The organism is Burkholderia sp. BCC1644 (assembly GCF_902833225.1).
Taxonomy (GTDB): domain Bacteria; phylum Pseudomonadota; class Gammaproteobacteria; order Burkholderiales; family Burkholderiaceae; genus Burkholderia.
In genome coordinates this window covers 214,375-228,499 of the sequence record NZ_CADFEI010000011.1, presented here as the reverse complement: position 1 = coordinate 228,499, position 14,125 = coordinate 214,375, and the positions used below count along the sequence as shown (strand labels likewise).

The window sequence follows — 14,125 nt, the reverse complement described above, 5'->3', positions numbered from 1 at the left end:
GGTCGCGCAATACGGGTCGCACCACGCGGCATGACAGCGATGTCATGCCGCGTTGTCTTTTCGGGTCTCCCGTTGCCTTTCGTCGCATGAACGACCATCGCCGGCCGTTGCGGCGCAGCATGGAATAACCGGTTCCAGCCGTCCGTTTACATACCGAGTTCCGGCACGGCCGGCCGGCGGGATAATGGTCGCAACGAAACCGATCGTCCCGTCCGGCGGCGCCGTGCCGCAAGGCCCTGCCAAGGAGAACGGGAATGAAACGGATGCTCTTTGCCGCCGCGCTGACCGCGGCGATCGTGCGGCCGGCGGCCGCGGAACCGCCTCAGGTCGGCGACGGGAAACTGGTCGACGAGGCGCACATGACGCTGTACGTGTTCGATCGCGATGCGCCCGGCAAGAGCGCGTGCGACAGCGCGTGCGCGGCCAACTGGCCGCCCGCGATCGCGGATGCGTACGACAAGGCATCGGGCGCGCTGAGCCTCGTCGCGCGCGACGACGGCAAGAAGCAATGGGCGTACCGCGGCCGCCCGCTGTATCGCTGGAAGATGGACCGCAAGGCCGGCGACGCGGGCGGCGACGGGATCGGCGGCATGTGGCACGTCGCGCGCCCGTGACCGTACGGCGACGGCGACGGTGATGCGCAAGGCTTCCTGATGAGCTACGAATCGGATCTGCTGGTGTGGCTGCCGCATCTCACGCGCTATGCGCGTGCGCTGACGGGCGACCGCGCGTGGGCCGACGATCTCGTACAGGACACGCTCGAGCGTGCGCTGAACCGGCCGCCGCGCGATGGCGGCAACCTGCGCGCGTGGCTGCTGACGCTGTTGCGGCACCGTTTCATCGACCAGTTGCGCGCGCGGCACGAAATCGCGGTCGACGACGCGACCGCACCGTGGCAGACGATGGCCGCGCCGGCCGGCGAGATCGGCGGGCTGGTGCTGCGCGACGTGCAGCGCGCGCTGTACCGGCTGCCGGTCGAACAGCGCGAGGTGCTGCTGCTGGTCGCGCTTGAAGAGTTGAGCTATCGCGATGCCGCGCAGGTGCTCGGCGTACCGGTGGGCACCGTGATGTCGCGGCTCGCGCGGGCGCGCGCGCAGATGCGCGCACTGCTGTCGGACGAGCCGTCGGTGCACGGCACGGCCGCGTTACGGGTGATCGGGAAAACATGATGGACGATCCGCACAAGCCTTCGAACGAGCGGGACGACGACGCGTCGGCGCAACTGCTGTCCGCGTTGCTGGACGGCGAGCTGTCCGGGCACGAGCAGCGCGAGATGCTCGAGCGTCTGCAGTCCGATCCGGAGGAGGCCGAACGATTCACGCATTACCGCGCGCAGCGCGACGCGCTGAAAGCGTTGTTCCCGCTGCCGGGCGCCGCGCCCGCGCTGTTCGTGCAGCGTCGCGCGCCGCGCCGTCGTGCCTTCGCGTACGCGTGCGCGGGGCTGGCGGCCGGGCTCTTGATCGGCGTGGCGCTGCATGCGGGCTGGATGGCATTCGGCCGCGGCCCGGCGTTCGCCGCGCGAGCCGATGTCGCGTATGCCGTGTACGCAGCCGATCGCGACCATCCGGTCGAAATCGGCGCGGGCGATCCCGTGCATCTGGCCGCGTGGTTGTCGGCGCGCGTCGGGCGGCCCGTGCGCGCACCGTCGCTCGACGAATACGGCTACGTGCTGCTGGGTGGCCGGTTGCTCCCCGGCGGCGACGAGCCGGCCGCGCAGTTCATGTACCAGCGCGCGGACGGCGCCCGCGTGACGCTGTACATGACCGCCTACGATGCGCGGCATCTCGCACCGCAGTCGATGTCGGCCGACGGCCGCTACACGTATTTCTGGTCGGATCGCGGCATGGGCTATGCGTTGTCCGGCCGCGGCGACGAACGGCGCCTGCGCGAGCTCGCGATCGAGGCGTGCGGCGCGCTCGGCGGCTCGACCGACGCGTGGAAGGGCTGACGCGCGACGCCCGCAGGGAGCTGGCGATGAAGACGACGAAGGTGCTCGTGCTGGCGGTGCTCGCGGCGGGTGCGACCCTCGCGCGGGCGGACGGCGAGGCGCCGGTGCGCGTGCCGGTCGACGCCGACGGCGTGCAGCGGGTCGCCATCGTCGGCGGCAGCTATTTCTTCCGGCCGAACCATGTGATCGTGCGTGCGCACGTGCCGGTCGAACTGACCGTGTCGGCCGAGCCCGGCGTCGTGCCGCACAGCTTCGAGATCGATGCGCCGCCGCAGGCCGGCATCGCGGTGCATACCGAACTTGGCACGACGCCGAAGACGTTCCGTTTCACGCCGGCGCAGCCGGGCCGGTTCGCCTACTATTGCACGCATCGGCTGCTGTTTTTCAGGAGCCATCGCGAGCGCGGGATGGAAGGCGTGCTCGATGTCGAGGCGGCGCCGTGATCGCCGCGTTGCTGGCCGCGAGCCTGATAGGAGCGAGCATGACAGCCGACCCCGTGACCGTCGCCCAGGCGCACTTCGACCACGTCCACTCGTACCGCGCGACGATCCGCTCGTCGGCGCGCGGCGGCGAACATACCGAAATCCGCTACGCCTACCTGAAACCGGGCTTCGTCCGGATGGATTTCGTGTCGCCGCATCACGGCGCGGTGCTCGCGTACGACCCCGGCGACGGCAAGGTGCGGCTGCGTCCGTTCGGCGCGCATGCGCCGCCCGCGCTGACGCTGTCGCCGACCAATCCGCTCGTGCGCGACCGCAGCGGCCACCGGGTCGACCGGTCGGACGTCGGCGAACTGCTGCGCAACGTGCATGCGCTGCAGCAGGGCGGCGCGACGGTGACCGAAGGCGAGGAGGCCGTCGGCGGCCGGACCGCGCTGCGCGTATCGGTCACCGGCGCGCCCGCGCACGTGGTCGACGGCGTGCATCGTTACCGGCTGTGGCTGGACGCCGAGGACGGCTTTCCGCTGAAGGTCGTCAGCTTCGCCGACGATGACGACGTGCCGCTCGAAACCGTGACGCTCGACGACGTGGAAATCGACGTCGCGTTTCCCGAGCGTTTCTTCACACCCTGACCGATGCACGGATCCGTTTTCCTGACGGACATGCCGGAGGCTGCATGGCGGAATACCGGTTCTCGACGACCTGGCGCGTGGATGCCCCGCTCGCGGCGGTCTGGGACGCGATCTACCAGGTCGACCGCTGGCCCGACTGGTGGAAGGGCTCGGAGCGCACCGTCGAGATCGAGCACGGCGACGCGCGCGGCGTCGGTGCGCTGCACCGGTATACGTGGAAGGGCGCGTTGCCGTACCGGCTGACCTTCGACATGCGCGTGCTGCGTGTCGAGTGGCCGCATGCGCTCGAAGGCCGCGCGAGCGGCGCGATCGAAGGTGACGGACGCTGGTCGTTCGCCGGCGACGGCGCGCGTACCGTCGTGCGCTACGACTGGCACATCCGCACGCAGGTGCGCTGGATGAACTGGCTCGAGCCGCTCGCGCGCCCGCTGTTCCGCTGGAATCACGACGTCGTGATGCGCGAAGGCGCGAAGGGGCTCGCGCGATTGCTGGATGCGGCCGTCGAGATGGATGGCCGGACCTTCCGGCCGCTGTCGGGCGCGGGCTGCGCCGACGCGTAGCGACGTGTAGCGACGCGTGGAGACGCGCCGCTCAGCGCGCGTACGCCATCACCGCACCGTCCACCACCAGCGCGACGCGTTCGCCGACCGCCGGGCACCGGTGACCCGGCACGCGGATACGCACCCGCACGTCGCGATCGGCATCGAGGCGCGCGAGCACGTCGGCATCCTGGCCCGCGAATTGCGCGGCTTCGACGCGCGCCGTATGGCCGCGTGCCGCGTCGACCTGCGTGACCGGCACGATGCCGATCTGCTCGGGGCGCAGCATCGCATCGGCCGGCCCGTCAGGCAGCGGCGCGACGAGCGGCAGCTCGCCGAGCGCACAGGCGATGCGCGCATCGCGCACGTGACCCGCAAGCAGTACGGCCTGCCCGACGAACGACGCGACGTCGCGCGTGACGGGCTGCCGGTACAGCGTCTGCGGCGCGGCCGTCTGCACGAGCCTGCCTTGCCACATCACCGCCACTTCGTCGCCGAGCGTCATCGCCTCGGGCTGGTCGTGCGTGACGAGCACCGACGTCGCGCCGGCCGCGGCGAGCGCGTCGGCGACCGCGCTGCGCGTTTCGTGGCGCAGCGACGTGTCGAGCGCGGAGAACGGTTCGTCGAGGATCACGAGCGAGGGTTCTGGCGCGAGCGCACGCGCGAGTGCCACGCGCTGCTGCTGGCCGCCGGACAAGTGCTGCGGCGCACGGCTCGCGTACGACGCGGGCAGCCCGACCATCTCGAGCAGTTCGTCGACACGGTGATGGCGCCGCCGCGCCGCGCGCGGCAGCCCGAACGCGATGTTGTCGGCCACCGACAGGTGCGGAAACAGCGCGCCCTCCTGCGGCACGTAGCCGATCCGGCGTCGCTCGGGCGGCAGGTGCACGTCGGGGGCCGCCACGCGGCGCCCGTCGATCTCGACGGTGCCGCGCTCGGCGCGCTCGAAGCCGCACAGCACGCGCAGCAGTGTCGTCTTGCCGCTGCCGGACGGGCCGAGCAGCGCGAGGCGCGAGCCGCGCCGCACCGTGAGGTCGATGTCGTGCAGGACGGTATGCGATCCGAACGATTTGGACAGGCCGTGGATGCGTAGTTCGCTCATGGGCGGTTCCGGGAAAAAGGGCGGCGCTCAGTCGCGCACCGACGCGCGGCCGAGCAGCAGGAACAGCAGTCCCGACGCGCCGAGCGACAGCGCGACGAGCAGCGCCGCATACGGTGCCGCGGCGGCGAACGCGAGCGTCGCCGTATCGCTCCACACCTGCGTCGCGAGCGTGCGCGTGCCGATCGGCGACAGCAGCAGCGTCGCGTTGAGTTCCGTCACGACCGAGATGAACACCATCGTCGCGGCCGCACCGAGGCCGGGTGCCGCAAGCGGCAGCACCACGCGCGTGAGTGTCGCGCGCCAGCCGAGGCCGAGCGAGCGTGCGGTTTCCTCGAGCCGGACCTGCACGTGCGACAGCGCCGCGCGTACGCTGACGACCGCCAGCGGCAGGAACAGGATCGCGTACGCGGCGACGAGCGCCGGCGCGCTCTGGTAGAGCGGCTGCAGCAGCCGCACCGTGATCGATACGATCGCGAGCGCGACGACGATGCCCGGCACGCCCTGCACGGTCATCGCGGTGCGTTCGAGGAAGGTCGCGACGCGGCCCGGATATCGGACCAGCAGGAACGCGAGCGGCAGCGCGAGCAGCGTCGTGACGGCGGCCGCCGCGAGGCCGTAGCCGCTTGACGCGAGTGCGGTCTGCCACAGCAGTTCGGGCGACACGTCGGCCGGCGTGACGGCGGCGGCGCCTTGCTGCGTGAGCCAGTAGCCGATCATCGCGAGCGGCACGCCAAGCGTCGCGGCCGCGAGCGCGGCGAACGCGACGGCGACGGGGCCGCGCAGGGAGCCGAGCGGATAACGCATCGCGACGCGGCGCGCGGCGCGGTGCGTATGGCCGTAGCGCGCATGGCCGCGCGCGCGCGCTTCGATCGCGAGGCACAGCAGGCACAGCGCGATCAGCACGCAGCCAAGCAGCGATGCGCCGCCGCCGTCGAACGCGGTGCGGTATTCCGCATAGATCTCGGTCGTGAACGTGCGAAAGCGCAGCAACTGGAACGCGCCGAACTCGGACAGCACGCCGAGCGCGACGAGCAGCATCCCGCCGCACAGCGCGGGGCGCAACTGCGGCAGCACGACGCGAAAGAAGGTATGCCACGGCGAGCAGCCGAGCGTGCGCGCGCTTTCCTCCAGCGCGGGGTCGAGCTCGCGCAGTGCGGCGGCCACCGGCAGGTAGACCAGCGGGAAGTACGCAGAGGTCAGCACGATCAGTGCGCCGAGGAAATCCTGCAGGTCGAGGCTCAGCGACACCCACGCATAGCTCGTGATGAATGGCGGCACCGCGAGCGGGGCGGCGGCGAGCGCGGTCCACAGTGGCCGCGCGGGCAGGTCGGTGCGCTCGATGAACCACGCGACCGCGGTGCCGAGCAGCGTGCACGCGAGCGTCGCGGCGAGCGTGATCGACAGCGTGTTGACGAGCAGTTCGCCGACGAGCGGACGCCACAGCAGCTCGATCGCATCGTCGACGCCGAAGGTGGCCGCGCGGTACAGCGTGAAGGCGAGCGGCAGCAGGATCGCGAGCGGCCCGCACGCGGCCGCCGCGACGAGCGTGCGCGACGGGCGCCGCCGCGTCGCGGAGCGCTCGCCGTCGCGCGCGGTGCGCGCCGTGCGGGACACGGCGTCGCTCACGGTCAGAGCAGGCCGGCCTGGCGCAGCAGCTTGCCGGCCTGGCTGTCGTCGCCGAGCTGTTCGAACGTCAGCGCAGGCGGGCTCAGTTCGTTGAACGGCTTCAGGATCGGATCGGGCGCGACGCCCGGGTGCAGCGGATACTCGAAGCTGATGTGGCCGTTCGCCATCAGCTTCTGCGCGCGCTCGCTGACGAGATACGCGACGAACTTCTGCGCGTCGGCCTGGTGCTTCGACGCCTTCATCACCGCGGCGCCCGACACGTTCACGGCCGCGCCGACGTCATGGTTGCCGAAGTGATGGATCGCGCTCTTCGTCGACTTGTCGCCGAGCTCCGCATGCAGGCGGTCCCAGTAGTAGTTGTTGATGATGCCGGTCAGCACGCCGCCGCGGTTGACGGCCGCCGTCACGCCTTCGTCGTCGTCGAAGATCTGCGCGTTGGCCTTCAGGCCCTTCAGCCATTGCAGCGTCGCGGCCTCGCCGTGCAGCGCGAGCACCGCGCTCACGAGCGGCAGGAAGTCCGCATCGCTCGGCGCGACGCCGACCTTGCCTTTCCATTCCGGCTTCGCGAGATCGAGCAGCGACGCGGGCAGTTGCTGCGGCTGGAGCTTCGCGGTGTTGTAGACGAGCACGTTCTCGCGCGCGAGCACGCCGACCCAGTTGCCGTCGGCCGGGTTGAAGCGCGCGGGCACCGCCTGCAGCGCGGCGCCGTCGGTCTTCGCGAGCAGGCCCTTGCGGTCGAGCAGCACGAGCTCCGGCGAGTTCTCGGTGAAGTACACGTCGGCCGGCGTGCGGTCGCCTTCCGCGACGATCTGAGCGGCGAGCGCGGGGCCTTCGCCCGAGCGCACCTTCACGGTGATGCCGCTCTGTGCTTCGAAGTCCTTGACGAGCTGGTTGACGACCTGCTCGTGCTGCGCGTTGTACAGCGTGAGCGTCGCGGCGTGCGCGTGCGAGACGTGCAGCGCGCCGGTCAGCATGAGCGCGGCGGCAGCCGCGGAGATCAGGTGCCGCAGCGGGCGGCTAACGGGTGAAGTGTTCATGTCGTCTGTGAGTTGCATCCGGACGGGCCGGGAAAAAGGTGCGTTGCGTGTCGTTGCGTCGTCGTGTCGTTACGCTTCGAACAGCGCGGCGCCGATGTACGAACCGGGTTGCGCGCCCGGCGGACACGCGAAGATCGCGCTGCCGACGTGCGTGGTGAACTGGTTCATGATGTCCAGCTTCGCGAGCTTCTCGTTGATCGGAATGAAGCCACGGCGCGGGTCGCGCTGGTGCGCGACGAACATCAGCCCCGCGTCGTACTCGGTCTGCTGGCGCCATGGCGGCCAGCGCTCGATGTAGAAGTTCGCGCTGTCGTTGTACGAGTACGCGCGTCGCAGGATCTGCGCGCCGTTGTTCACCTGCGGCGAGGCGAGACGCGCATGCGCGTTGTCGGGGATCACCGAATTGCCGTCCTTGTCGACCGCGTCGAGGTCGAGCGCCTCGAACTCCTGCTTGCCGCCGATCGGCGCGCCGCTGTACTTCTTGCGGCCGAACACCTGTTCCTGGAAACCGAGCTCGGTGTTGTCCCAGTGTTCGAGCGTGATGCGGATGCGGCGCACGACCGTGTAGGTGCCGCCGTTCATCCATGCCGGGCCTTCGTTGCCGGCCCACACGAATTCGTTCATCGCGGCCGGGTCGTCGCGCGACGGGTTCATCGTGCCGTCCTTGAAGCCCATCAGGTTGCGCGGCGTCTCGCCCGGCTTGCCGGACGTGAAGCCGGCCTGGCCCCAGCGCATCTGCACGGCGTTGCCGCCGAGGCGCAGGAGCTGACGCACCGCGTGGAACGCAACCTGCGCGTCGTTCGCGCACGCCTGGATGAACAGGTCGCCGCCGGTCTTCTCCGGAATCAGCTGGTCGCCGTTGAAGCGCGGCAGGTCGACGAGTGCGGCGGGGCGCTGCTTCGCGAGGCCGTAGCGGTCTTTGCCCGCGACCGCGAACAGGCCGGGCCCGAAGCCGAACGTGATCGTCAGCCGCGACGCGCCGATGCCGAGCGCGTCGCCCGAGTCGGCCGGCGCGGTGTCGTCGCCGCCGGTCGCCGGCAATGGCTGCGCGGTGTCGCCGCGCGTGAGGCGCGCGGCTGCGTCGGTCCAGGTCTTCAGCAGCGCGATCACGTCCGCGCGTTTGGTCGTCGCGAGGTCGAGCGCCGCGAAATATGCGTTGCGCTGCTGCGGCGTCGTGATGCCGCCCTGGTGCTTGCCGTAGAACGGCTCGATGTCGTCGTCGTGTGCGTGCGTGCCGGGTGCGGCCGCGGGCGCCGTTTCGGCCGCGCGGGCGGCCGGCATCGTGCCCGCCGCGAGGCCCGCGGCCACCGCGGCGCCGCCGGCCTTCAGGAAGCCGCGGCGCGCGGGGCGCGACGGCGGGTTCAGATCGTCTGCCATGGTCGGCTCCGTTACTTCGCGAGCATCAGCGTGTTGACGTCGTCCTGGACGTAATAGAAGCCGTCGCCGGCCGGCGTCATCGCGATCCCGAACAGGTCGCCGTTGCCGGGCGGCGATTGCGCCTTGTCGGTGTCGATCCAGCGCGCATAGAGCTGCTTGCCGGCGACCGGATCGATCTCGACGACCTGGCCGTTCAGCGCGTTGGTCGCGAGCAGATGGCCGTTCGGCGCGGTCGCGAGCGCGAGCGGGCGGCGCAGGAAGCCGTCGGCCGTGACCTGGCGGCCGACGCCCGCGCTCGTGTCGCGCGTGAGCGGATCGTCGATCTCGACGACGCGGTTGCCGATCGCATCCGACACGTACAGCTTCTTCTGGTCGCCCGACAGCGCGAGGCCGGTCGGGCCGACCAGGAACACGCCCTTGTCGGCCTGCGCGCCGAGGCCGCTCGCGACGACCGTTTCCTGCTTGATGACGGGCGGCTTGCCGGCCGGCACGTCGAGGTCGAGACGCAGCACGGTCGCCTGCTTGTAGACGGGCGGATTGCCGTCCGCGCCGCCGACACCGAAGCCGGCCATGCTGACGAACAGCGTCGCGCTGTCGCCGCGGTCGACCACGGCCATGTTGCCCCACGGGTCGTTGATGTTCGCGCTCGACCACGTCGACGCGATCTTGCCTTGCGGATCGAGCACGATCAGGCAGCCGGCGCCCTTGGTCGACGTCGTGCCGTCGTTGCTCGGCGTGCTGCCGACGATCACCCAGCCCGACTTCAGCATCGTCATCGCGGTCGACAGGCCGACACCGCCCGGGCACGCCTTCAGGTCGCGCGGGATCGTCGCGAACAGGCTCATCTGCTTGGTCGACGGCCGGTAGTTGACGATCGTGCTGCCGGTGCCCTGCAGGTTCGCCGCATTGTTGAAATTGTCGACGAGCACGTCGCCTGCCTGGATCGCGCCGGCCGACACCGGCGCGACCGCGATCGCGTACGGGTTCTGGTCGCCGTTGTCGGGCACCGTGTTGACGAGCAGCGTATGGCGATGCAGCGTCTCGAGGAAGCCTTGCGGCTCGGCGAACGCGCCGGCGGCGGCCGTCAGCGCGGCGGCGGCCAGCGCGCCCGTCGCGAGGCGGCGAAGCGGGGCGGATTGAATCATCGGGATCTCCTGGGGAGCGCGCCGCGCCGGCGGCGCGCGAAAACGGGTGGCGTGGGCGGGTGGCGTGGGCGCGGCGCTCAGAACGTGATCGTCGTGCGTGCGCCGAGCACGAACGTGTTGCGCAGCGGCTGGGTCGCGTCGCTCGCGTTCTGGCCTGCGCCGGCGTTGAACGTGTACTGCGCGTCGGCCGCGATGACCCACCACGGGTTGACCTGGTACTGGTAGGTTGCCTCGACGGTCGTCTCGCGGGTGCGCACGCCGTACGGGCCGGCCGCGAACGTCCGCGCGGCCTGGTCGAGATCGGTCACGTGGCTGCCGACCTGGATGTACGTGACGGCGAGCCCGACGCTGTCGTTGTCGCGGCCTTCGAACGGCGCCTTCAGCACGATGCCGGCGTTGGCCGCGAAGCTCACCAGGTTGCGGTCGCCCGGCGCGCCCATCACGCGCGCAAACACGCCGAGGCTCCTCGGGCCGGTCGGGTCGGGGCGCCAGATCATCTGGTCGGCCACCGCGTAGAAGCTGTAGTCGCCGTGATGCTGCTGCGCGTTGCCGTTCGACGCGGGATCGGCGAGCGACAGCCCGTCGGTGCCGGTGCTCTGGTCCGCGAAGCGGCCGTTGTGATACCAGACGCCGATCTTGTAGGTGCCCGGCAGCCCGTTCGAGTGCCCGGTATCCATTTCGCCGTCGGAAGGCTGGTTCAGCGCGTATTGCAGCTCGCCGATATAGAGCGTGCCGTTGTGCAGGTTGAAGTTCGTGCCGCTCAGGTTGCTCGGGTTGTTGCCGAGCGGATCGCCGTCGAACACGCCCGCGAGCGCGGTGAGCTTCGGCGTGATCTGCGCGCGCACGCGCACGCCGAGGCCGGCGAGCGGATAGGCGGGGCCGCCGTTCGGCAGATCGTACGACGGCAGCGCGGGCCAGCCGAACATCGTGTTGACGAACGTGTTCGCATACGTGCTGACCATGAATTCCTGGTCCAGGCTCTGCTGGCCGATCTTCACGTCGACGCGCTTGTCGAGGAACGACTGCTGGTACCAGAGCTCCCACAGGCGCGTCGTGTCCTGCGCCTCGATGCCGCTCGCGGTGTTGAGCGTGCCGAGGTTGCGCGCGCTCAGGTTGGTGCCGTGGATCTGCAGCGCGCTGACGTTGAACGTGCCGCCGGCCAAGCCGATCGCCTTCTGCGTGTCGACCGTCAACGTGGCCGTCGTCAGTCCGTCGTAGGCGCCGCCGCGGTTCAGGCCGCCGCGCAGGTTCGCGAGGTATTCGCTGGTTTCGGTGATCTGCAGCGTCGCGCCGTACTTGCCGAGCCACGGGCGGATGCCGCCCATGTCGCCGAGCAGGCTCTGGCGCGTCCAGATGCCGGTCCACATGTCGGTCGGCTTCGCCTGGATCGAGAGGTCGGCCTCGGGCGCTTCGGGCTGCGCGTCGACCGGCGTGGCGGCGAACGCAGCGCCGCTCGCGAACGACGCGCACGCGAGGACGGCCGCACAGGCGGCGGGGCGCATCCGGTCGCGGACGCGGTCTCCATGGAACGACGCAACCTTCATATCAAATCCCTGGTTCTAATTGGTTTGGAGTCCTGCTTGTCGGTCGCTGTCCCGACGCTCGGCACCGTTCGGCCAGGGCATGAAGAAGAGCGCAACGCGGCGCATCGTAGGAGTGTCGAATGGGAATGTCAATGTAAACGAGAATGATTCGCATCTAAATTACTGAATGTAATGGGAGGGCTTACGGATGGGGTCCGACGAGTGTTTCCCGGGAGGAAAAACGTAAATATCGGCGTAATTAAAATGAATGCTTCGATGCGGAGCGATGGATCGCCGGACAGGGGGCGCGACAGTCGCCGGGCGCGGTGAACGGGCGCGCTGCGGCGGACGGAATCGGTGCCTGCGCGGGCTTTTCGATGCGATGTCGCCGGCCGCAGGAACTCCGTGCTTACCCGGTGTCCAAACGGGGCTGGATGCGATTCGCAGGCCGAGCGGGCCCGCCTGTCAGGCCGGGCGGCGTGGGTCAGGGTTTTGTTTTGAAAGGGTTTTTTGTGATTTTCGGGTGCTTTTCCTGCTGCCGGGCCGGGTTGAAAATTCGTCCGGCTCCCCTTCTTGAATTTGTCAAAACCCGTCCATATAATTAGCACTCGCTGCACGAGAGTGCTAACAATTCTCTGCCGGGCGATCCGCCGGGCAGATTCCCTAAGCGTTCTTCAATCTCAGTCAAGAGAGGAGTGAATATGAACCTTCGTCCTTTGCACGATCGCGTGATCGTCAAGCGCCTGGATCAGGAAACCAAGACCGCCTCGGGCATCGTGATCCCCGAAGCCGCTGCTGAAAAGCCGGATCAAGGCGAGATCCTCGCGGTCGGCCCGGGCAAGCGTGACGACAAGGGTGCACCGATCGCGCTCGACGTGAAGGTCGGCGATCGCGTCCTGTTCGGCAAGTACGCAGGCCAGACCGTCAAGGTCGACGGCCAGGAACTGCTGGTCATGCGCGAAGAAGACATCATGGCCGTGGTCAACGCTAACTAAGCGTCCACCGACGGTACATATTCCCAAGAATTCAAGGAGTTAGAAGATGGCAGCTAAAGACGTCGTATTCGGCGATTCCGCCCGTTCGAAGATGGTCGAAGGCGTGAACATTCTCGCCAACGCAGTCAAGGTCACGCTGGGTCCGAAGGGCCGCAACGTGGTGCTCGAGCGCAGCTTCGGCGGCCCGACGGTCACCAAGGACGGTGTGTCGGTCGCGAAGGAAATCGAGCTGAAGGACAAGCTCCAGAACATGGGCGCGCAAATGGTCAAGGAAGTCGCTTCCAAGACCAGCGACAACGCAGGCGACGGCACGACGACGGCAACCGTCCTCGCGCAATCGATCGTTCGCGAAGGCATGAAGTACGTCGCATCGGGCATGAACCCGATGGACCTGAAGCGCGGCATCGACAAGGCAGTCGCAGCGGCTGTCGAAGAGCTGAAGAAGATCAGCAAGCCGTGCACGACGAACAAGGAAATCGCACAGGTCGGCTCGATCTCGGCGAACAGCGACACGTCGATCGGCGATCGCATCGCTGAAGCGATGGACAAGGTCGGCAAGGAAGGCGTCATCACCGTCGAAGACGGCAAGTCGCTGGCCGACGAACTCGACGTCGTCGAAGGCATGCAATTCGACCGCGGCTACCTGTCGCCGTACTTCATCAACAACCCGGAAAAGCAAGTCGCCGTCCTCGACAACCCGTTCGTGCTGCTGCACGACAAGAAGGTGTCGAACATCCGTGATCTGCTGCCGGTGCTCGAGCAAGTCGCGAAGGCTGGCCGTCCGCTGCTGATCATCGCTGAAGACATCGAAGGCGAAGCGCTCGCAACGCTGGTCGTGAACAACATCCGCGGCATCCTGAAGACCGTTGCGGTCAAGGCGCCTGGCTTCGGCGATCGTCGCAAGGCGATGCTGGAAGACATCGCGATCCTGACGGGCGGCCAAGTGATCGCCGAAGAAACCGGCCTGACGCTCGAGAAGGCAACGCTGGCAGAACTGGGCCAGGCGAAGCGCATCGAAGTGGGCAAGGAAAACACGACGATCATCGACGGCGCAGGCGAAGCCGTGAACATCGAAGCACGCGTGAAGCAAGTGCGCGCGCAAATCGAAGAAGCGACGTCGGACTACGACCGTGAAAAGCTGCAAGAGCGCGTGGCCAAGCTGGCCGGCGGTGTTGCAGTGATCAAGGTCGGCGCAGCGACCGAAGTCGAAATGAAGGAAAAGAAGGCACGTGTCGAAGACGCACTGCACGCAACGCGCGCAGCTGTGGAAGAAGGCATCGTGGCAGGTGGCGGCGTTGCGCTGATCCGCGCTCGCACCGCGATCGCAGGCCTGACCGGCGCGAACGCCGACCAGAACGCCGGCATCAAGATCGTGCTGCGCGCAATGGAAGAGCCGCTGCGCCAGATCGTCACGAACGGCGGCGAAGAAGCCAGCGTCGTGGTGGCGGCAGTTGCTGCAGGTACGGGCAACTACGGCTACAACGCAGCAACGGGCGAGTACGTCGACATGGTTGAAGCCGGCGTCGTCGACCCGACCAAGGTCACGCGTACCGCACTGCAGAACGCAGCTTCGGTTGCAGGCCTGCTGCTGACGACGGACGCAGCTGTCGCAGAACTGCCGAAGGAAGACGCACCGATGCCGGGCGGCATGCCGGGCGGCATGGGCGGCATGGGCATGGACATGTAATCGACTTCGGTCGATGGTGTCCGGAGCGCGCAGCGATGCGCGTTCCAGCCAAAAGAAAAGACCCGCAGCGATGC

General features: G+C 68.7%; 14 protein-coding genes. 8 read left to right on the top strand and 6 right to left on the bottom strand.

Annotated elements, in window-relative coordinates; all coding sequences use genetic code 11:
* The first annotated feature begins 254 nt into the window (after positions 1-254).
* Genes HWX87_RS23030 through HWX87_RS23005 form a run of 6 tightly spaced genes read left to right on the top strand, consistent with a single transcriptional unit; the run spans position 255 to position 3,580 of the window.
* Positions 255-614, top strand: coding sequence for a hypothetical protein (locus tag HWX87_RS23030; RefSeq protein WP_176049435.1), 360 nt, complete (start codon positions 255-257; stop codon positions 612-614).
* Between the two features lie 39 nt (positions 615-653).
* Positions 654-1,169 (top strand): sigma-70 family RNA polymerase sigma factor, encoded by a 516-nt coding sequence (locus HWX87_RS23025; protein ID WP_176049434.1) that lies wholly within the window; start codon positions 654-656, stop codon positions 1,167-1,169.
* Positions 1,166-1,948, top strand: coding sequence for an RseA family anti-sigma factor (locus HWX87_RS23020; protein ID WP_176049433.1), 783 nt, complete (start codon positions 1,166-1,168; stop codon positions 1,946-1,948). The genes HWX87_RS23025 and HWX87_RS23020 overlap by 4 nt, the downstream gene beginning before the upstream one ends.
* 26 nt (positions 1,949-1,974) lie before the next feature.
* Entirely contained in the window at positions 1,975-2,391 is a 417-nt protein-coding gene (locus HWX87_RS23015; protein WP_176049432.1) for a quinol oxidase, read from the top strand.
* On the top strand, positions 2,388-3,020 hold the full coding sequence (locus HWX87_RS23010) for a DUF1571 domain-containing protein (protein WP_176049431.1): 633 nt from the start codon (positions 2,388-2,390) through the stop codon (positions 3,018-3,020). The genes HWX87_RS23015 and HWX87_RS23010 overlap by 4 nt, the downstream gene beginning before the upstream one ends.
* A gap of 44 nt (positions 3,021-3,064) precedes the next feature.
* A complete protein-coding gene (locus HWX87_RS23005; protein WP_176049430.1) occupies positions 3,065-3,580 on the top strand; it encodes an SRPBCC family protein in 516 nt (171 codons plus the stop codon).
* Positions 3,581-3,611: 31 nt separating this feature from the next.
* On the opposite strand, the gene HWX87_RS23000 is transcribed toward HWX87_RS23005, so the two are convergent.
* The 6 genes from HWX87_RS23000 to HWX87_RS22975 form a co-directional block, all read right to left on the bottom strand.
* Complete coding sequence (locus tag HWX87_RS23000; RefSeq protein ID WP_176049429.1) at positions 3,612-4,661, bottom strand: ABC transporter ATP-binding protein; 1,050 nt, start codon at positions 4,659-4,661, stop codon at positions 3,612-3,614.
* Between the two features lie 27 nt (positions 4,662-4,688).
* The gene (locus HWX87_RS22995) at positions 4,689-6,287 is read right to left on the bottom strand and encodes an iron ABC transporter permease (RefSeq protein WP_176049428.1); all 1,599 of its coding nucleotides are present in this window, start codon (positions 6,285-6,287) and stop codon (positions 4,689-4,691) included.
* Between the two features lie 2 nt (positions 6,288-6,289).
* Entirely contained in the window at positions 6,290-7,324 is a 1,035-nt protein-coding gene (locus HWX87_RS22990; RefSeq protein ID WP_176049427.1) for an iron ABC transporter substrate-binding protein, read from the bottom strand.
* A 69-nt stretch (positions 7,325-7,393) separates the two neighbouring features.
* Positions 7,394-8,701, bottom strand: a complete 1,308-nt coding sequence (gene efeB, locus HWX87_RS22985) for an iron uptake transporter deferrochelatase/peroxidase subunit (RefSeq protein WP_176049426.1) — start codon at positions 8,699-8,701, stop codon at positions 7,394-7,396.
* Between the two features lie 11 nt (positions 8,702-8,712).
* Positions 8,713-9,846 carry a hypothetical protein gene (locus HWX87_RS22980; protein ID WP_176049425.1) on the bottom strand — a complete coding sequence of 378 codons (1,134 nt, stop codon included), beginning with the start codon at positions 9,844-9,846 and terminating at the stop codon, positions 8,713-8,715.
* A gap of 77 nt (positions 9,847-9,923) precedes the next feature.
* Positions 9,924-11,390 carry a carbohydrate porin gene (locus tag HWX87_RS22975; protein ID WP_176049424.1) on the bottom strand — a complete coding sequence of 489 codons (1,467 nt, stop codon included), beginning with the start codon at positions 11,388-11,390 and terminating at the stop codon, positions 9,924-9,926.
* 680 nt (positions 11,391-12,070) lie between these two features.
* Between HWX87_RS22975 and HWX87_RS22970 the strand changes: the two genes are divergently transcribed.
* Together HWX87_RS22970 and groL are read left to right on the top strand one after the other, a co-directional pair.
* A complete protein-coding gene (locus HWX87_RS22970; protein WP_026044985.1) occupies positions 12,071-12,364 on the top strand; it encodes a co-chaperone GroES in 294 nt (97 codons plus the stop codon).
* A 46-nt stretch (positions 12,365-12,410) separates the two neighbouring features.
* Positions 12,411-14,051 (top strand): chaperonin GroEL, encoded by a 1,641-nt coding sequence (gene groL, locus HWX87_RS22965; RefSeq protein ID WP_043181578.1) that lies wholly within the window; start codon positions 12,411-12,413, stop codon positions 14,049-14,051.
* Positions 14,052-14,125: the final 74 nt, after the last annotated feature.